The 18,948-nt window shown below is 34.1% G+C and carries 17 protein-coding genes and 1 pseudogene; 5 read left to right on the top strand and 13 right to left on the bottom strand.

Features of this window, described 5'->3' with window-relative positions; translation table 11 throughout:
* Positions 1-8: 8 nt before the first annotated feature.
* The 3 genes from ACNHOZ_RS27485 to ACNHOZ_RS27475 all read right to left on the bottom strand — a co-directional run bounded on the left by ACNHOZ_RS27485 (position 9) and on the right by ACNHOZ_RS27475 (position 3,720).
* Entirely contained in the window at positions 9-1,253 is a 1,245-nt protein-coding gene (locus tag ACNHOZ_RS27485) for a glycosyltransferase family 4 protein (protein ID WP_342837718.1), read from the bottom strand.
* A 564-nt stretch (positions 1,254-1,817) separates the two neighbouring features.
* A complete protein-coding gene (locus ACNHOZ_RS27480; protein WP_098112989.1) occupies positions 1,818-2,549 on the bottom strand; it encodes a glycosyltransferase in 732 nt (243 codons plus the stop codon).
* A 280-nt stretch (positions 2,550-2,829) separates the two neighbouring features.
* Positions 2,830-3,720 (bottom strand): NAD-dependent epimerase/dehydratase family protein, encoded by an 891-nt coding sequence (locus tag ACNHOZ_RS27475; RefSeq protein ID WP_098112990.1) that lies wholly within the window; start codon positions 3,718-3,720, stop codon positions 2,830-2,832.
* Positions 3,721-3,935: 215 nt separating this feature from the next.
* On the opposite strand from ACNHOZ_RS27475, the gene ACNHOZ_RS27470 reads away from it, so the two are divergent.
* The 4 genes from ACNHOZ_RS27470 to ACNHOZ_RS27455 all read left to right on the top strand — a co-directional run bounded on the left by ACNHOZ_RS27470 (position 3,936) and on the right by ACNHOZ_RS27455 (position 7,453).
* Positions 3,936-5,159, top strand: coding sequence for a glycosyltransferase family 4 protein (locus tag ACNHOZ_RS27470; RefSeq protein WP_098112991.1), 1,224 nt, complete (start codon positions 3,936-3,938; stop codon positions 5,157-5,159).
* Positions 5,160-5,272: 113 nt separating this feature from the next.
* Positions 5,273-6,190, top strand: coding sequence for an NAD-dependent epimerase/dehydratase family protein (locus ACNHOZ_RS27465; protein WP_098112992.1), 918 nt, complete (start codon positions 5,273-5,275; stop codon positions 6,188-6,190).
* A 137-nt stretch (positions 6,191-6,327) separates the two neighbouring features.
* Positions 6,328-6,954, top strand: coding sequence for a DUF1796 family putative cysteine peptidase (locus ACNHOZ_RS27460; RefSeq protein ID WP_342837717.1), 627 nt, complete (start codon positions 6,328-6,330; stop codon positions 6,952-6,954).
* A gap of 310 nt (positions 6,955-7,264) precedes the next feature.
* A complete protein-coding gene (locus ACNHOZ_RS27455; RefSeq protein ID WP_099000273.1) occupies positions 7,265-7,453 on the top strand; it encodes an SPOR domain-containing protein in 189 nt (62 codons plus the stop codon).
* A 204-nt stretch (positions 7,454-7,657) separates the two neighbouring features.
* Here ACNHOZ_RS27455 and ACNHOZ_RS27450 read toward each other — a convergent pair whose 3' ends face one another.
* From ACNHOZ_RS27450 to ACNHOZ_RS27425, 6 genes are all read right to left on the bottom strand, one after another.
* The gene (locus tag ACNHOZ_RS27450) at positions 7,658-8,482 is read right to left on the bottom strand and encodes a dTDP-4-dehydrorhamnose reductase family protein (protein ID WP_154992539.1); all 825 of its coding nucleotides are present in this window, start codon (positions 8,480-8,482) and stop codon (positions 7,658-7,660) included.
* Complete coding sequence (locus ACNHOZ_RS27445; protein WP_098627429.1) at positions 8,483-9,469, bottom strand: polysaccharide biosynthesis protein; 987 nt, start codon at positions 9,467-9,469, stop codon at positions 8,483-8,485.
* Entirely contained in the window at positions 9,462-10,553 is a 1,092-nt protein-coding gene (wecB, locus tag ACNHOZ_RS27440) for a non-hydrolyzing UDP-N-acetylglucosamine 2-epimerase (protein WP_098627428.1), read from the bottom strand. Before wecB ends, ACNHOZ_RS27445 begins: the two co-directional genes overlap by 8 nt.
* Before the next feature lie 403 nt (positions 10,554-10,956).
* Positions 10,957-11,607, bottom strand: a complete 651-nt coding sequence (locus ACNHOZ_RS27435; protein ID WP_306460856.1) for a DUF1796 family putative cysteine peptidase — start codon at positions 11,605-11,607, stop codon at positions 10,957-10,959.
* 185 nt (positions 11,608-11,792) lie between these two features.
* Positions 11,793-12,473 (bottom strand): DUF1796 family putative cysteine peptidase, encoded by a 681-nt coding sequence (locus tag ACNHOZ_RS27430; RefSeq protein ID WP_042992647.1) that lies wholly within the window; start codon positions 12,471-12,473, stop codon positions 11,793-11,795.
* Between the two features lie 212 nt (positions 12,474-12,685).
* The gene (locus tag ACNHOZ_RS27425) at positions 12,686-13,933 is read right to left on the bottom strand and encodes a S8 family peptidase (RefSeq protein ID WP_224980812.1); all 1,248 of its coding nucleotides are present in this window, start codon (positions 13,931-13,933) and stop codon (positions 12,686-12,688) included.
* A 555-nt stretch (positions 13,934-14,488) separates the two neighbouring features.
* Between ACNHOZ_RS27425 and hepT the strand changes: the two are divergent.
* Positions 14,489-14,892 (top strand): annotated as a pseudogene (gene hepT, locus ACNHOZ_RS27420) (type VII toxin-antitoxin system HepT family RNase toxin).
* A gap of 152 nt (positions 14,893-15,044) precedes the next feature.
* Here the strand turns inward: hepT and ACNHOZ_RS27415 are convergent.
* The 4 genes from ACNHOZ_RS27415 to ACNHOZ_RS27400 all read right to left on the bottom strand — a co-directional run bounded on the left by ACNHOZ_RS27415 (position 15,045) and on the right by ACNHOZ_RS27400 (position 17,873).
* The gene (locus tag ACNHOZ_RS27415) at positions 15,045-15,233 is read right to left on the bottom strand and encodes a hypothetical protein (RefSeq protein WP_014462141.1); all 189 of its coding nucleotides are present in this window, start codon (positions 15,231-15,233) and stop codon (positions 15,045-15,047) included.
* Between the two features lie 208 nt (positions 15,234-15,441).
* Positions 15,442-15,684, bottom strand: a complete 243-nt coding sequence (locus tag ACNHOZ_RS27410; RefSeq protein ID WP_342837712.1) for a hypothetical protein — start codon at positions 15,682-15,684, stop codon at positions 15,442-15,444.
* 72 nt (positions 15,685-15,756) lie between these two features.
* Entirely contained in the window at positions 15,757-16,038 is a 282-nt protein-coding gene (locus tag ACNHOZ_RS27405; protein WP_014462143.1) for a hypothetical protein, read from the bottom strand.
* A 494-nt stretch (positions 16,039-16,532) separates the two neighbouring features.
* Positions 16,533-17,873: an FAD-binding oxidoreductase gene (locus tag ACNHOZ_RS27400; RefSeq protein WP_049166408.1), complete on the bottom strand. Its 1,341-nt coding sequence runs from the start codon at positions 17,871-17,873 to the stop codon at positions 16,533-16,535.
* Between the last annotated feature and the right edge of the window lie 1,075 nt (positions 17,874-18,948).

Raw genomic sequence — 18,948 nt, 5'->3', positions numbered from 1 at the left:
CTGGTATTTTATTTTTCTTGATTTTCTGTGTTAAGTTTTTCTGCTTGTTCGTAAAGCGACAAAAAATTAGTAACCATTTTGTTAAGGTCCCATTTATCTTGAGCCCACTCTTTTGTACAAGAAGCTAGCTGGTTTCGAAGTAAATCATTTGCAAGCAAATACTTTAATTGCTCATACAGTTCATAAATATTTCCTACAGAAGAGACTAGCCCGCTCCTTCCCACTTCAATCATTTCAGGTAATCCAGCTGTATCGCTAATAAGAACAGGAAGACCTGCAAGCTGGGCTTCCATAACAGAATAAGGCTGAGTATCGTGAATACTAGGGTGAACAAAGATATCGGCTTCTCTAAGGAAATGAAGAACATTATTCGAAGCACCTAAAAATCTAACTTTATCTTTTAGATCTAAGTTTGTGCATTGTTTTTCTAATGCCCCTTTAATTTCGCCTTCCCCCAGTATCCAGCATTCCCAATCCTCTCTATCTTCTTTTAAGAGGGAAAGGGCATCTAAGAGGTGATGAATGCCTTTTAAATAGACGAGCCTTCCCATATAAAGGATAATTTTTCTACTCTGCTTAGGCCCGATAAATGGCCTTTCTATGGCATCCATATGGAACTTTTGGATATTAATTCCATATGGGAAGGTAACAATTTTTTCTGAAGGAATAGAAAAATTATCTACGATATTATGAGACATCCATTCGGTTGGACTATGAATGAAATCACTTGCCTCATATCCTAACTTCTCAATTACCTGGTGATATTGATATTCAAATGTGGCCTCTATTTGTTTGTCTGTTTTATGAGGATGCATGGTTTTGAGTGTGAAAAAAATATCTTTTGACAGATTTCCAAGAGCACTAGTCACAAGTGGGGTATGAGAAGGTTTAACTCGATTTATAGCGTTTGCCGCTGTGACATCTAGCGCATGTATGAGGTCATATTGCTGAAGATTATAATATGCTGCCGAAAGCTCTAAGCTATAACGAAATAACTCAGTGTTGTATATCCAACTCTTCACTGGGAGTGAAGGAAGCTCAGTAAGCAATTTTTCTTCAATATAGGAGGAAAAAACTTCAATATCTATTTCTGGCTTTTGTCCAATGATTCGATATTTATTTAAATCAGGCGTCTGACTAAGGACATGAACTGTATGACCTGACTCTTTCAGTGACTGTTGGAGTGAGGAGACAAATGTCCAAACGCCTCCGGTATAGGGGAGTGGGTAATAGGAAACTAATAAAATCTTCATTTTATAATCATCCTTTAATTATTTTCTCTCTATTCAATAGGAAGAGGAGAAGAATAAGAATTTTCAACGTCTAAAGCACTTCATTTAGTATGAGAAAGAATTATACTTACAACCCCAGGATCAGGTATCTTATAATTGGTAGGTAAATTAGTTTTTATTTCATTTAAAAACTCAATTAGATGTTCATCAAATAACGAATCCTTATTATCCTTCATGTATGTCCCTTCTTTTCTCAAAATTGATATATGCTTAAATTTTTATTGTTTTGCAAATCCCTATTTATATAATATGTCCAAAATTTTTAATTGGCACGGACGAGTGCACGCTGATAGTAGATAAATATAATGACAAGTTTTGCAAATTTTTTTACAAAGTGTGTTTATTAAAGTTTCCATACAGATTTGTATGTAATAAACTTTACACATTTCCATGTAAAGTTTTTAGAGTGAAAGATAAACTTGTGTCCTAATAATGCGTTTCATTTATTAAATGAAAGTAACGAGTGGAATGCTTATAAAAGGAATAAATAGGGGGGGAAGGGTAATCATAGAAGAGTAAGCTCACCTAATCTTGCGAAGGGTGTGATTTTGACTTGCTGATATATTTTTGCAGCAGAGGGCGGTAATGAAACTCGATAGTTTTCATTTCTTCTCTCATCTCATTTTGGTATCTGCTGGTGCCCGAATGTTCATGAGAACGAAATTTTGTAAGTGCTTCATCATAATAATGGATTTCATAGCCATTAACAAGCATACGAAACCACATCTCATAATCCTGAGTATAGCGAAAATCCGGAGAAAAAATCCCAATTTCATCAAAGATTTTCTTTTTTATAAGAATGGTACAACCGTTGATAGCATTATACGTTAAGTAGGCGTTATACACTTCTTCTAAACTGGAGAAACGTTTACAGCACCAAGGTATTAAAACTTCATTATCTTTATTAATGTAGTCAAAGTTAGTAAAGCTGGCATCTATGTTCTTTTGCGTCATAAAGTTTAGCTGTTTAGAAATTTTTTCAGGAACAAAATAATCATCTGAGCTTAACCAAGCTATATACTCTCCTGTAGCAACGAATAAACCAGTATTTATTGCAGTAGCCGTTCCACCGTTTTCTTTTCTTATATAAACAATTTTATCTTTAAATGACTCTATCTTCGCAGTGTGGGACGTTGAACCATCGTCTACCACAACTACTTCGATATTTTCATAAGTTTGGTTTAAGGCACTTTCGATCGCTTGATCGACAAAGGCACAGTTGTAAAAAGGAATAATTATTGATACTTTTGGACCCATTGTTTCCCCTCCGAAAAAAATTTTTAATAGCATAAGTGAAACGTAGTCTAAATTACGACTTTTGCAGGTGAATAAAAGGTGAAGATGATCATTTTAAGTTTATTAATGAAAGCACACTCTTGATTAGAATATGCATAAACCTCCTTAAGTGACATGCTTTCTCAGAAACTTCATTTACATAAAACATTCGATTTTATAAGAGAATGGTTACTTTTACGCACTTGAATTTTGATTCTCCATAAAGGTAAAGGGGAAGGGATTCTAACGATAGAAAGGTTCTTTAACGATAAAATTCAATAATGTCTTGGATAGTAGATTCTAATGTTATAGTTGGTTGCCAACCCAATTCAGTTAGTGCTGTAGGGTTTAAAGTAACAAAAGTATTTAACGGACTTGTATCATCTACTTTCACTTGAAACTTGATAGAAGTTATCTTTTTGAAGATATTTATAACATCTTGTAAAGAATGATTTTTTCCGGAGGAGACATTGTACGAACGCCCATTCTCTCCTTTTCTAAGTAGAAAATCATAGGCTCTAACGGCATCTCGTACGTCTAAGAAGTCAAAATGATTATTTAAGTTACTGACCCTCAGATATTGTTCTTCCCCTGCTTTCTCCATATCTATAATTTTTTTAGCGAAAATGGAACAAACTCCTTTAGAGAAGCCAGGACCTATAAGATTTGATGGTTGAGCGACAACAACATTCATATTGTATTGATTTGACCAAAATTGCGAAATGAGGGTTTGAATGGTCTTACTCAGACCATAGGGGTGATTAAACGTGGCTGGAACCGTTGGATCAAACTGAAGAGCAGAACCTACAATAACAGCTTTACAAGAAGGCATCTCTTTTCTAAGAGCATCGAGTAAGTATGCTGTAGCCATTGCATTTACTTCTAGAGATTGAATGGGATTATCCCAGGATAATCCCACAGCGTTTTGACCTGCCAAATGAAGGAGGTAGTCCGGCTTGGTTATTGAAATTAACTCCTTTACTGACTCATTATTAGATAGATTGCATGTTCTGCATTTAATTTGCTTATTAGAAAATGAATTCATGTTTGTGATAGCTACGACGTCAAACTCTAATCTTGAAAAATAATCACATGCGTGAAGTCCAGTAAATCCACTAGCACCGGTAATTAGTAACGTAGGTTTCTTATCCACTAACGACACCCCACTCTGAATAATAATCTAATAAATAAAACTTATTATAGATGTATGCTTAAAAAGCTAAATATTTCATCTAATGCTCAACAAGACACGATCCTAAAACATAGGGTAAAAATACAGGCAGAGGTCTATAGCATTACCAAATTCCATGAATACCTATATAGAGAGACTTTTAGAACGTGAATGCTATGGGAAGAGGAGAGAACATAATGAAAATACTGCTTGCTACATTTTGGGAAGTTCCCCATGTAGGTGGAGTTTGGAATTATATGCAGCAATTAAAGCAAGAACTTGAAGGGTTAGGTCATGAAGTAGATTTACTTGGACATGGACTTGGAAATAAATCAGTTCATATTGTTAATAAAAATATAGAGGTAATTAAAGATGAACTATCATTAGTAGAAGAATTGGAACAACATGAGAAAAATACTCCTATTCTATATAAAGATCCAGTAGTGAAATTTTATGAAAAAGAACGTATTGGTTATACAAGAGGTGTTTCTCGGTTAAATATCAACCAATATGATTTAATTCACACACAAGACGTTGTAGCAACTGCGTGTATTCGTTCCTTAAAGAGTGTAAAAACGCCGGTGGTAGCAACTATACATGGTTGTGTTGCTCACGAGTTAAATCGCTACATCAAAGACATTTTGAAGGCTCCTACAGCTGATATAGCTACTAAATATTTTAATGAACTTGAACATACAGGTGCTATGGCTGCTGATTGTACTATAGTTGCAAATCATTGGTTAAAGGAAATTTTAATTCAGGAATTTAGGGTTAATGAGCATCAACTTAAAGTGTTTCATTACGGATATGATATAGATTCTTTTTTAAAGCGAATGCAAACACCATCTAAGGTTCATCCACCAGTTGGTCAACAAGTAATTATTTATACAGGGAGATTAGCTGAAATTAAAGGTATTCATCATCTATTAAAGGCTCTCAGTGAACTCAAAAAAATTAAGAAAGGCTGGGTCTGCTGGGTCGTTGGAGATGGAGATCAAAAAGCTGAGTTGAAGGCTCAGAGTAGAGCGCTCGGTTTAGGTAAGAGGGTTTTATTTTTAGGTAATAGAAACGATGTGCCTTCTTTACTCTCTCTTGCTAACATTTTTGTTTTGCCAAGTCTTATAGAGAATCAACCTTTATCAGTTATTGAAGCTCAGATTGCTAAAAAACCAGTAATAGTAAGTGACGCAGGGGGATTACCTGAAATGGTTCAGCATGGATCCACAGGATTAATTTTCCCGGCAGGTGATGCCACATCGTTATGTGAAAATCTTTATAATTTGCTAATAGATCCAGCATATAGAGGCATGTTAGGAGCCAATGCACAAGAATGGGCTTTAAAACATTGGGATCAGAAAGATGCAGTTCAAAAAGTTCTAGATGTTTATAAAGAGGTGCTTTCACATAAGAGTGAAATGTAAATATATCGAAAAGGAAGCTAAATGTATTTTTGGAAATTATTGGGTAGGTAGCTTATACAGGAGCCCTATAGGTGACATATACTATTAAAACTTTAAAGAGGAGAGAATAGTATATGAAGGCTGTAGTAACTGGTGGGGCGGGATTTATTGGTTCCCATCTTGTAGAAGAGCTCATTAGACAAGGCTTTAATGTCCACATAATTGATAACTTAATTTCTGGAAAGTATGATAATATACACCCTCTTGCTACTTTTCATATAGAAGATATATGTAGTGATCAAGCCAAACAAATCATTCTAGATGAAAAGCCTGACGTAGTCTTTCACTTAGCTGCTCAGGCAGATGTTTCACGATCTATCCAATCGCCTCAATATGACGCAGATGTGAACATAAAAGGAACTATAAATTTGCTGGAAGCCTGTAGAGATGCTTCGGTAGGTAAGTTTATATTTGCCTCTACTTCAGCTGTATATGGAAATCTACAAAAGGACTTAATTACTGAACAAGATGCAACTGTGCCAGCTTCTTATTACGGTCTGTCGAAACTAGCTGCTGAATCGTATATACGTCTATTTCATTATTTGTATAATTTACCATATACAATTCTTCGATACGGAAATGTATATGGGCCACGGCAAACGCCAAAAGGAGAAGGCGGAGTAGTAGCAGTTTTTTTAGAAAGGTTGAGCAAAGGGCTTTCATTTAATATTCATGGTGATGGGGAACAGACACGTGATTTTATATATGTAAAAGATATTGTTCAAGCTAATATTGCAGCAATTAAAAAAGGGAACCAAGAGGTTGTTCATGCCAGTACTACAAACAAAACTTCAGTGAACGATTTATTAAAAAACCTTGAGTATATTCATGGTTCTAATATTGATGTTGTTTATACAGAAGGAAGACCTGGGGATATCAAACATAGTTGTCTCGACAGTGAGAAAGCACAAAAGCTATTAGAATGGTCTTCAAGAGTATCTGTTTTAGAGGGGTTAAAGGAAACATATACTTTCTCTAGAAAAAAAGCTTAGTATTTAAGCTTTTCTACATTTCTTAACTAGTTGTCTATTTTATTAACTATATGCTCATTAGCCCTAACATTTTAGGATAGGCCTGCATTTAATATTGTATAGCCTTGTACAATAAGACCCTTTAAGGAGCAACCCATATGAAACTAGAAGATTTAAAAGGGGCATATAGCGCCATTTTTAGTTTAGGCGATTTATGTTTGACATCTCTTCAACTGAGAGACAATAACTTAAGAAAATTTGCGGGGATTTTAGATTGGGTATCCTCACCGGATTTGAAAAAGGTAAACATGCTTTTGAAAGATCAGTTTGCTGACTTTTTAAACCCGGATAATTTAAGGATAATCCAGTACGTATCTGATTGGGATTTATTAGTGTGGGATGAAATTTATAATATAGGGTTTAACCACGATTTTAAGACTGATAAAAATACACTTTCTCACTTAGGAGGATACGGGGAGGTTAAAGAGAAGTACGATAGAAGAATTCACCGGTTTTTAGAGAATTTATCTACTGGCCAGCGTATTCTGTTTATTAGAACGGAAGCTAATCGTGAAGAAGCTGCAGAGCTTGAGAGCATTTTATCTACTATGATTGAAAGTGACTTTAGCATTCTAATTATTAATCATACGGATGTGAATGATTTAGTTGAAAAAGAATGGTCGCTAAATAAAGTTTGTGCTATTGAATTACCCAATCAACAAGATAAATGGAACGCAAATAATCATTATTGGAAAAGGATACTTGATGGTGTTTCCCTTTTATAAGTACGTTAGCTTTCCCTTTAATGTATTTATAAAAGGTTATGTTTTTCAAATGACATCTTTAGGAGATTTGAATGGGAAGAAAACCTCCACCATACTTATTTGGTGTATGTACTCACTTGCCTCTTGAAGCTTATTTAATATTTTCTATACATATAATCTCTATACAATACTAATGGACAAGTTGTATTAATTGAAATGGATACAGTGCAAAAAACTTTTCCTTGCGAAGGTTAAGGTGCTTTTCGAGGTGCCTATATAAAAGTCAATGTTAAAAAAACTAATTTGTTAACCGGATAAGGGGGGAAAGGATATGGATAATAAACAAATAGAGTTGAAACAAGGATACGATATAACTGGAAAGCAACGTTATCGAATTATAACAGGAGCATTTATTGATAAGATTATAGCAGAACAAGTTGCAAAGGAAATAAAAGAACGCTATGGTCTTACTGTATACGTGATACCTGAGCACGTTGAAAAAGCTGAGTCTAATCTCTAATGTAACTTTATTTTCATTTTACTATAAATTAGAATAAGAATAGACAGCTAAGCTATTTTTATAGAAATAGTCTAGCTGTCTATTCTTATTCTTGTAGAAGTATACAATGAATTTTATTATCTGTTTATCATAAGCTAGTATGAGAGAAATCATTTTTAGTGTTTCCCATCTTATCATGTTTTTCTTACATATGGTGAGTACTAGTTATTTTGACATCCACTCTTTTAGCTCCATTAACATCTGCTGGTAACTAGGAGTTGGATAACAAAGATCTGTCCGAGTACTAATAATAGTACGATCTAATATTACATCCTCATCAGGAATAATTTTGACATCATCTTTTTTAAAGATATCTTTAATCAATTCTAGTAATGCAAACTTTGATATTTTCTTCGGTGAGTGCAAATGATATAGTCCGGAAGTATTATTTTCTAAGAAGAAATTAATTGCTTTAGCTAATTCTAACGTTGTTACTCCATTCCACAGTGCCTTTTTATACCCTTTAATTGAGCCCTTTTGTGTCATAAACCATAGGAATAAACCAATGCCATCCTTCTTTAACTCGGGTCCTATTATAGAAGTGCGGATTGTTAAATGTTTTTCGTCAATAATTTCACCTAGCTGTTTAGACTGAGCATATACAGAGGTACCGTCTGGAACATCGTTTTCTGTATAATCTCCTTTTTTTCCTGAAAACACACAATCTGTACTAATATGAATTAATTTTCCTTGATGCCGTTCAACAAATTTAGCTAACTGATGTGGAAGTAGGCTATTTACTTGAAAAGCATGCATTGGATTATGGCTAGCGTGTTCATTTAAAATTCCAATACAGTTAATAAGGACGTCTGGCTTAATAGATTCTATGGTCTCCTCAACATGTTTAAAGTTAGTTACGTCCAAGTAAATAGCATCTTTATCTTTCGGGTCTCTTGATGTACAGAAAACATCGTGATTTGTATGCTGTATAAAATATTTAGTAATTACATGCCCTGCCATTCCTTTTCCACCAAGAATTAGTACTTTCATTTAGATAAACCCGCCTTTCAGCAACATCTCTCTAATTTCCTCTTTACTAATCACTTGTTTACTTGAATCATATTTTTCTAAGTTTACTTGAGCATAGTTTGAATAATATTCTTTTAAGCCTTTAATATAAATTGGAGGTAGAATCACATAATACTCATCATCATAAGTAACAGTTGTTGCGCTTTCATATTCGGATAACAGAAGCTCGTGAATTTTTTCTCCAGGTCTTATACCTAATATTTCAATTTCAATCTTGTCTTTTCCAGAAGCTTCTATTAGTACATTTGCTAAGTCAATAATTCGACAAGTAGGCATTTTCATGACGAATATTTCCCCACCTAGACTTTCAAATGTGGCTTTAAAAACCAGCTTTATCGCATCCTCTAATGTTAAAAAGAAACGAGTCATACCAGGGTCAGTAATACCGATTTTCCCTTTTTCTTGAATTTGTTTCTTGAATACATGAATAACGCTTCCGTTAGTTCCTAGAACGTTTCCTCCACGTATACAAACAAATTTAGTTTTAGTATTTAATGTGTTAGCGTGAATGATTAATCTTTCCCCCATTGCTTTTGATAAACCGTAAAAATTAGCTGGATTTGACGCTTTATCAGTGGAAATATAAACTACTCTATCTACATCACAGCTTATTGCTGCGTCTATTACATTTTGAGTACCATGTACGTTGGTTTTTAAGGCTTCAATTGGTTGATCTTCACATACCGGAACATGTTTTAAAGCAGCTAAGTGAAAAATATAATTGACGCCTTGACATGCTTCAATTAGCGCTTCTCTTTCTTTAATGTCTCCAATAATAAAATTCAATTTAGGATGGTTATCAAATTCTTGTTTCATGGTAAATTGATTTGATTCATTCCTCGAAAAAATACGTATTTCTTTAGGGTTATGTGTTAGTAGTTGCTTAACAAGTTCATATCCCCAAGAACCTGTGCCACCTGTTACTAAAATTGTCTTATTATTAAACACCTTTCATTCCTCCTAGTACAACTTTAATTACCTTGTCTGAAACATTTACATCACCATATCCTTCAGGGTAAGACCAATTTTTTAATTGGTTCACCATTACATGAACACAAGTCAAGATTTGGTTAGCATCTATGCCTGACAGCATGTTACTTCCACATTGAATGGTTTCTGGTCTTTCAGTTGTTTTACGAATAGTTACCGTAGGAACATAAAACAAACAGCATTCTTCTTGAACTGTTCCGCTGTCTGTTAAGACACAAAAAGCATTTTTTTCTAAATTTACGAAATCGAAAAAACCAAAAGGCTCATGAAATTCTACTAACGGATGGACTTCTAGCAGTGAAATATTTTCTATTCGAGATTTAGTACGAGGATGAATACTACATATTATTCTCTTTTGGTAAAACTCAGCTACCATATTGATGCCTTTCATGATTTCCAACAGTCGATCTTCATGATCTACATTTTCCGCACGATGGGCTGTAACCAGAAAGTAGTCATTTTCTTTTAAGGACAGTTTCTCAAGAATGCTGCTTTTTTTTATAGCAGGTTCATAATGTTTTAAAACTTCGTTAATTGGATTTCCAGAAGTAATAATACGATTTGAGGGGATACCTTCTTTAATTAAATTTTCTTTACTTTGAGGAGTATAGGGTAGATTGAAGCTTGAGATTGCATCGATAATCCGGCGGTTTTTTTCTTCTGGCACTTCTAAATCAAAACAACGGTTTCCAGCCTCCATATGAATGACTGATATACCCATTCTTTCTGCTAGAATTGCGCTTAAACCACTATTAGTATCGCCTAATATTAAAACTTTGTCCGGCTTTTCTTTTAAAAATAGCTGTTCGAGCTCTTTATACATCTTCGATAACTGTTCACCTAATGAGAGCTGCTGATTAGCCAATATATAGTCTGGTTTGCGTATGTTTAACTCTTGAAAAAATACCTCACTTAATGAAGGAGTGAAATTTTGTCCTGTATGCACTAAAACGTGCTGTGAAGCATACTCATCTAACTTTTTAATAATGAGGCTTAAACGTATAATTTCGGGCCTTGTACCCAAAATAGTCATAACTTTCATTCTTTACACACCCTATTCACCTTATTTATAAGCATAATTACCCTCTCCTAATTCGCATTCGGCCCCTTATTTATTAAAATATGCTTTTCCTTTTTTCTTGCTATAGGCTAATCTATTAATCTTCCCAATAAAAAGTGATAAGTCTAAAATAATAAGCCCTCCTCTTTAAATTAATAAGAATGATGACTGCTTTTTTGTGGTTCAATGTTTAAATCTTTCTCTGTAAGTTCTCTTCTAGTGGCTAAAATCTTATATTTTAGGCCGTCAAGTACGAATATTTAAAGAGTAAATACAGGGGGGTGAAAATCAGAAAAGACCTTGCTTCCTTTTTAAAAAGAAACAAGGTCTTTGGTGCTTAATTTTATTCTTATTACATAAAATTGTATGAAAATAGTTGTGGGAATTACGCCCAAAAATTAGTTATACTTAATCCACTCAGTACATAGTCCCAAACAGCTTCATCATTTGGGTTGTCTAGAGGTACTTGAACTGAACAAATTCCATCAATTGTCCAGTTCATATCTATTACGCCTTTTAATCCGTCTAAAGGTTGAAGTAGTAGTATATTAAATGGACCGTTTACTAATTCTGATAATGTGGTTTTTAATTCTATCGCTTCTTCTGGAGTAGCTGCTCCCCATCTAATAAATAAAACAGAAGGGCTATTCTCAATTTTTTCGAAAAATCTCGTGATACGTTGATTAAGCTTCTCTTTATAAGAAGGATACATTACAGTCCAGTCTACATTTGGAATAATAGGAAAATCATGAACAGAAATAATATTATAATGCATATCGTGAATAAAGTGAGCATTAACCGGTTCTGTTCCACCTTCTTCAGGGAAAATTGCGACTCCGTCATCAAGAAAATGAGCATATCCATCAGTTCGCTGCAGGTTTTCAAGGTCCATAAATCCACTAAATCTGTTTTGTAACAACCTACTGACATCAGCAATTGAATTAGATATCATCCAGTCTAGAGGGAATGAAAACCTTCTCCAATTGTGTCTTCTTAAATTAAGGGAGGGACCACACCAACTACCTAGCCCTAGCATTAAGTCATAAGATCCTTTAATATCCTGTAAATTCAATATAATCATCCCTTTTTATTTAGCAATTCTATTATAGTAAATGCTAAACCTTGTACATTTGATTGGACAAAGTAACTATATATTTATAAGAAAGTCTTAGTTAAAAAGACACTGGGACTGAATGGGAGAGATTTCCATGTGGCGCCCATCTAGTGACGTAGTAATATTCCATCTAGAACATAGTCCCAAGTCGAAACATTATTTGGATCGTGTGGTACATTGACCATACATACATTATTAATTTCCCAGTCAACTTCGGTAGGAGTCTGTATACCGTCTACGGGATTAAGGATAAGTATTCTAATCTGCGCTTTTGTAAGAGAGGATAAGATTTTTTGTAATTCAGTTGCTTCCTCATATTTAGCTCCCCACCTTATAAACAAAATTGATTTACTGCTCATCATCTTTTTCATAAACCTGTTAACTCTGTAATCAAGGTTTTTTTTGAATTTTGGATACATATCGGTCCAATCTTTATTAGGCACTATAGCAAAATCATGAGCTGAGAAGATATTGTAATAAGTGTCCTGTATAATATAAGATTTAGTTGATTTATATAGATTTTGATGAGGGAATCTAAGCATTTTATCATTAAAATATACATAATCTCCGCTGTCATCTACTAAACTCATATTCTCAATCTGCATAAATCCATTAAACTTATTCTGAAGTAGTCTATTTACATCTGAAAGATACGGAGAATAGCTCCAGTCAAGTGGACTTGAGGTAAAACTTCTCAAATTTAATCGATTCAGTTGTAGTGCAGGATTACAAGCACTACCTAAGCTAATGATTAAATCATATTGCCCTTTAACATCCTGTAAATTCACATTAATTCTCCTATTATTTAAATTTTTATATACACATATTTGATTGGTAGATTTACTTAGAAGACATACATGTACATGGTTATTCAGTAAGTTGCTCTTATAATATAAAAAGCACTGATAATCGGGGTTTCAGCGCTTTTTATACCCTTTATAGACCTGTGTTAAATAAAATTGTTAACACCCGCAATAGATGAATTCTTTAAAGTTTAATGCTAGCGAACTGCTCGATTTGCATTAATTCTTCCATAAGTCCAGTATAATCCTGTACCTGGTACTACATCGCACGTGGATTGAATAGTATTTCTAATTTGGAGATTGGTTTTTCCCTGAGCTGCTAGCAAGGCTGCAAGTCCTGAAACATGAGGGGCAGCCATAGAAGTACCGCTTAGATATGCGTAATAGCTGCCTATATAAGTAGACAAAATTGTTGAACCTGGAGCAGCAACATCTACCCAAGTGCCAAAATTGGAAAAATCAGATTTTTGATCATTGCTATCTGTAGAGGCCACAGCGATTACATTTTGATAAGCAGCTGGGTATGTTGGGGTACTAGAAGCTTCGTTTCCGGCTGCAGCTATAACTACTACTCCTTGGCTCCAAGCGTAATTCACGGCATTCTCTAAAGTGATTGAACTTTGAGTTGAACCTAGGCTCAAATTAATAACTTTTGCTCCTGCATTTGTTGAATAGGTAATTGCATTTGCAATGTTACTCAATAGACCATTTCCACTGTTGTCAAGAGCACGAACGGGTATTATTGATGCTGACGGAGCCATTCCTGCAATGCCTAAACCATTCTCTGTAAGGGCTGCAGCTATGCCTGCTACGTGAGTTCCGTGTCCATTACCGTCGTTAGGAACTAGATTTCCATCTACAAAATTATAGCCAGGCCAAAGCTTAATAGATAGTTCAGGGTGATTTAACTGAATTCCCGTGTCTACAATAGCAATTTTTATATTTCCATTACTAGTAGTAACATCCCAAGCATCTGGGGCTTGTACCTTCTGAGGACCATATTGATAAGGAAAAAAGGGGTCATTCGGGGTATATGAAGCTTTAAATGTATAATCTGGTTCTGCATATTCTACTTCAGTTAATTCACTATAGCGTTTAATTAAGTCATTAATCTTTTTTTTAGAATGTAAGACCTGAAAATCAAGATCTTTGTTGTGATATATCAGTGTACATTTATTCTTACGATGAATATTTACTTGTTTTTCAAAGCACACATTCTTTTTGAACTTTACAATGATTTGGCTTGAGTTCTGAAAATCATCAGCTGTAAATTCCTTAGTACTAGCGTTGATACGGCGCTTAAATAGTGGTGATGCCTTTTTTATTGGAATGGTTTTTAGGTTTTTGACTGATTGTTGTTTTAAAATCTTAATAATATATTTCACTGCATAAAACAACAGGATAACAACAGAAACTGATAAAGTAGTAGTTAATAAATGAAGCATTTGTTCCCTCCTAGAAATCGCACTCTTTATAGAGTATTCACGATGCATTAAAAGGGCTTGGACAGAGTCTTTATTTAAACAAATAATTGTGTATTTTAAGAGAGTTATTAAAAGTGAAAAGTTATCCTATCTGTCATATTACTAATTTATCTTTAGATAATGAGTGTTATGTTTCGCTTTAAAGCACCAAATTTGTAATTAGAAAGAAAGCCACTAGTATATCTAGTGGCTTAGTCTTTAAAAATCGCTAAATTCTTCGAGGTCATCGTCATCTAAAGGTCCAGAAACGTGTTCTAAATCTGCAATTTTGCCTTCTTTAATGCCCTGATTTCCTACAGGTTGTTCTACGTCATTTTGTGTATGAGAAAAGCCATTAGCCAAAATTATACGACAGGCATTGTTATTTATTCAGATGATGACACGCTGCGTATGAATGAGCAAATGATGGCTTTAAAGGTGTGTGCAAAGGTGTACTGCAGAAAGTAGATGAGACTGGGAGTATTTATTTAAAATGATATCATTTTAAATAAAATAAATGTGATTGAAACATGCAATATGTCCTACACGTATACCAGCAAAATTTCCAAAACTTACTGGATTATACGAAACAGGACTCTATTATTTTAAATATACAACGCGCTTGCCAAGCTTTTATTGATTTAGCGATGCACATTGTAGCTGAAGAACGTTTGGGTTTTACCAAAACGAGCAGAGAAGCTTTTGACATGTAGGAGTCTCAATCTATTATTACAAGCGAGATTGTTTATAGAATGAAAGCTATGGTAGGTTTCAAAAATATTGCTGTTCACGATTATCAAGCCATTAATCAAGATATTCTTCAGCAAATTTTGGACAAACATTTAAGTGATTTTACTACCTATACAAAGCAAATTCTTTATTATGGGCTTTGGAAAGGCATTGGTAAATATAAGGTGTGTAGAAACTTACATATTATGTAATTAAGTTTGTGTTAGAACCTTTAGGCCTACAATCTTCGTTTTTGTTCTAAATGAATAGTTATATCTCTTAAAGTTGTATCTAATATATATTTAGACAGTAGGGAAGCATACTTTCAAGCTTCCCTACTAAATGCTTGTCCTAATTTAAATAATTAAGCTGTTTGCAGACCTTGGATTTCTTCAGCGTCTAAAACAATCACTCCTGCTGAAGTAGCGAAATAAGCTAAAGATCTTGCCTCATCGAAGCTTGAAAAAATAACGTTATTAATTTGAGTACCGCTTAAAAGTACACTTGCAATCGGTGTGCCAGGATCAAGAATTCTCAAAACCTCTGGAATCATACGCGGTGTCCCCCCTTGCTATACCAAATTAAATACAGATCATATGAATCTATATTTAATTTATTATATGTAAGTTTTAAGCAAAGGCTTGTACTATTTAATCATTTTCATTTAATCTTTTTTTGTGATTGAAAATAAGGACTTTAAGAGGGAATTGTTATATGAAATCTCTTTTAAGCCCTTACATATAATGGAGTTTTCATACTAGCTAAAACTTCATACCGCCATCTATTACAATTATCCTTGAAGAAATTATCTCAGTGTTTGTAAATCCCATTCCTACGTTATAAGCATGAGTAGCTATTTTAGAATTAAGGTTCTTACTGGCTGTTTCTGCTGGGGGATTAATACTTACACTTCTTTTCTTCTTTTTTTGTGGGAAGGACTTGTCTACATAATACATACCATTTTTAAAATTATACTTCATATAATATGTTTGTATTTTAATCACCTTTTCTATACCCCTTATATTTTAGAGGGATTTTGCGAGATATTATTAGAATGGTTTTTTCTTCACTTCTCTTCAAAACTGAACTTTTTTTACTTTAGCATTTTTATTTCTTCTTCCACATTCTTTAACAATTACACCGTCTTGGTTCGCATTTTGTCCCCCATGTTTAGCAACCTGACCGCCCTGATTAGCATTTTGACTGTGGTTACCACTAATCTGTCCTCCAGTTTCTGCATGGTTATAAATATAAATGCTAATATAGGTGCAGTTTTTTTCTCTTTTTTTCTTTTTGTTTTTTGAGCTGCAATTAGATTTTTTATTATGATGAGAATTATTCCTTTCTATTTCGATCACCTCTTTTCTGATAAGTTAGGGAGAAGACGTGAGTAAATTCACTTTTACTCATTAATAGTGTATTCATAGGTAGACAAGCTGCAATATGAAAAAGCCTATATTTGGTAAAAAGAGCCTTTCATATTAGGTCTAGTGGCTGTTGTGATACGAGAGTAAGTACATTTAAATGTACAAGGGGTGTTTTTATTGTTAAAAGATCTAATTGGATGAACATTTCCTTCCTAAGGAAACTACGACTTCTAAAACAGCCTGTTATAAAAGCCAAGGGGGTTTAGGGGTTATATGTAATAGTAAAGCTCTTTTTCATATATTTGGATAAATTTTTTAAGGTGAAAGATTTTTAGGTGTGATATACAGGCCATTGTATTGAAGAGATTTCTATACTATATATGGTTTAAATATAGAAAGAACTATTGCTGCTTTTTTCCGTCAATAGTTCTTTCTATATTAAATATTCAGTTGTATAGGTTGAGGCTTGATTGAATTTTGAGTAATTAACAAGATGGTGGGATGCTTTGAGGGAAATGAAATAAATTTTCAGGATCATATTTAGCCTTTATTTCTCGAAGTCTTGCGAAGTTTGACCCATAATATGCTTTTCCGAACTTTTCAATATTTTGGTCTGGAACATTAACATAGGACCCTTTTACATATGGTTTCATTAGCTGACGTACTTTTTCAACTGATGCAAGATTGGAAGCTTCTTGGGATTTATTTTCCCAACTAGATGTCCATTCTGTATAAAACAATGGACGGCGCCAAAAGAAGGCTGTTTCATTACTTGGTACTCTGCTTAGAGCACCACCCCAATTTATAAAAAAGAAATTGGCTTCTGTACCAGTAGCTTCTTCTAAAAACTTTTTCATAAATGAAATAGGCTCTTCGGACCACAGATCAAGTCCCCAAGCCGATGAAAATTTAACACTCTGATCGGATCTGCCAGGGATTGGTTCGTCAGGGTCTAAGAAATCTATAGCATCTGGATAGGACAATGTTTCTATAACTGTTTGTGTTGGGGTTCCAGCATTTAGTAAAGGCTTTAACAATTTAGTCAGTTCTTTTTTTGAACCTAAGAAAATCCCTTCTGCATGACACAAACCATTTACTTTGCTGTAAATCTCAAGTATGCACCCTAATCGTTCGTCTACAAATGGTGCCCATTCTTGCCAAGTTTTAAATACTGTTTCTAATTGATCCCATGGCCAAATAATATTGAAGACGGTTGCAGTTTTAGGGGCACGGTGAACTTTAAACGTGTATTCGGTATTATATCCAAAGTTCCCACCGCCACCACCTCTAGAAGCCCAAAATAAGTCTTTATTGCAAGATTGGTCTGCTTGAAGAATATGGCCTTTGGCATCTACTGTTTCCAGGGCAAGAAGGTTATCGCTTATAAGGCCAATTGATCGTGAGACTACTCCAAATCCTCCTCCCATCGTAATTCCTCCAATTCCAACAGTGGGGCTATCTCCAAACGGAGCCATAAAGCCTTCTCGAGCTAGCATCTTTACAAGTGGACCCACGTGAATTCCTGTTTGAACCGTTGCAATCTCACTTTTTTTATCAAGGCAAACTCTATTCATGTCACTTACATCAATAACAATTCCGCCATTTACTACTGAAAGGTTCTTATCTAAAGCATGGCGTCCGCTTCTGACACGTAAAGGTACTTTATTTTCCTGAGCCCATTTAATAGCATTACTGACATCGTAAGAATTTTGTGCAAAAACAAAGACAAGAGGATAGACATCAACATAAGGGTTCCAGTTCTTAATCGCTTGTTGATAGCCAGGATCTCCCTTAAAGATGACTCGTCCTGTTAACGGTGTTGACATGTATTTCACTCCCAATAAAGGTTAGATTTCTAATATTAGTATATGTGAAAATAGGACAAACTCTTGGGTGAGTTATCTAGTAACTAAAAAATATATGCCAAGGTTGTTAAAGGTATTGTTTGTAATAAATATGTTTTAGAAAAGAAATTTTTATTATTAGAAAGGTTATGGATTAAGAAAAAAAAAGAGGTTGCACCTATTTAGACATGATAAAAATTATTGAACTGAATGATTCTAATTTCTTTGAATGAATTACGTTAATTGAAGATTATGCGATTTAAGGAATTATACTAAGTTTATTTCTATCTGCGTCAATATATTAAGTTAGAAAAATTTCTATGATATTGGACGAGCGTACAAGCTTGTCCTTAGGTTTATACATATAATAAGTAAATGAATATTGAAAAGAGGGACAAAAATGATGCCAAGATGTATACCTGATGTTCCACGTTGTATGCCTAAGATACCGCATTGTCTACCTAAAGTGCCAAACTGTATGCCTAAGATACCAAACTGTGTACCTGACGTTCCAAATTGTGTACCTAATATACCTTGTACTTCTAAAGACTAATCGTTTTTATTTTTTATAGAATAGAGCAATAGTTAATTTAAAGCAAAAAGATTAATCTTTTTGCTTTTTTCTTGTTTCAACATATATTCTGAAGGGTACGGTACTTTAATTAAGTCTCGTTTAAGCTATGGAACACTATTTCATCAAATCTCTTATTTTGGGTTGAGTTATAAATTTTACAACTGAAATATAATCGTTACCAATTCAGGTAGGAGATCAAAATACAACTAAAATAAAAAACTATTGATTTTTAAAAATAAGTGAGTTATAATAGTAGAGCGTCGTTAAGAGAGAAAGCGTTGATAACGATTTTTAAAAAAGTTATTGACATTTGTTTAATGGATTGTTATGATATTAAAGTCGCTTAAGGGCGGCGCTTGAACTTTGAAAACTGAACAAAGCGACAAACGTCAACGTTAATTTTTATTTTTTAAATGAGCAAGTCAAACATTTCTTCGGAGAGTTTGATCCTGGCTCAGGATGAACGCTGGCGGCGTGCCTAAT

This window comes from Priestia sp. D51 (assembly GCF_053345675.1).
This window is presented reverse-complemented; position numbering and strand designations above follow the sequence as displayed.

Coding starts and splice junctions, on each gene's coding strand:
- ACNHOZ_RS27480 (WP_098112989.1), bottom strand. CDS start 2,549: ATGGGTCCAAAAGTATCAATAATTATTCCTTTTTACAACTGTGCCTTT.
- ACNHOZ_RS27450 (WP_154992539.1), bottom strand. CDS start 8,482: ATGAAAGTACTAATTCTTGGTGGAAAAGGAATGGCAGGGCATGTAATT.
- ACNHOZ_RS27455 (WP_099000273.1), top strand. CDS start 7,265: ATGGATAATAAACAAATAGAGTTGAAACAAGGATACGATATAACTGGA.
- ACNHOZ_RS27425 (WP_224980812.1), bottom strand. CDS start 13,933: ATGCTTCATTTATTAACTACTACTTTATCAGTTTCTGTTGTTATCCTG.
- ACNHOZ_RS27435 (WP_306460856.1), bottom strand. CDS start 11,607: ATGCTAGGGCTAGGTAGTTGGTGTGGTCCCTCCCTTAATTTAAGAAGA.
- ACNHOZ_RS27415 (WP_014462141.1), bottom strand. CDS start 15,233: ATGATTCCAGAGGTTTTGAGAATTCTTGATCCTGGCACACCGATTGCA.
- ACNHOZ_RS27460 (WP_342837717.1), top strand. CDS start 6,328: ATGAAACTAGAAGATTTAAAAGGGGCATATAGCGCCATTTTTAGTTTA.
- ACNHOZ_RS27485 (WP_342837718.1), bottom strand. CDS start 1,253: ATGAAGATTTTATTAGTTTCCTATTACCCACTCCCCTATACCGGAGGC.
- wecB (WP_098627428.1), bottom strand. CDS start 10,553: ATGAAAGTTATGACTATTTTGGGTACAAGGCCCGAAATTATACGTTTA.
- ACNHOZ_RS27470 (WP_098112991.1), top strand. CDS start 3,936: ATGAAAATACTGCTTGCTACATTTTGGGAAGTTCCCCATGTAGGTGGA.
- ACNHOZ_RS27465 (WP_098112992.1), top strand. CDS start 5,273: ATGAAGGCTGTAGTAACTGGTGGGGCGGGATTTATTGGTTCCCATCTT.
- ACNHOZ_RS27400 (WP_049166408.1), bottom strand. CDS start 17,873: ATGTCAACACCGTTAACAGGACGAGTCATCTTTAAGGGAGATCCTGGC.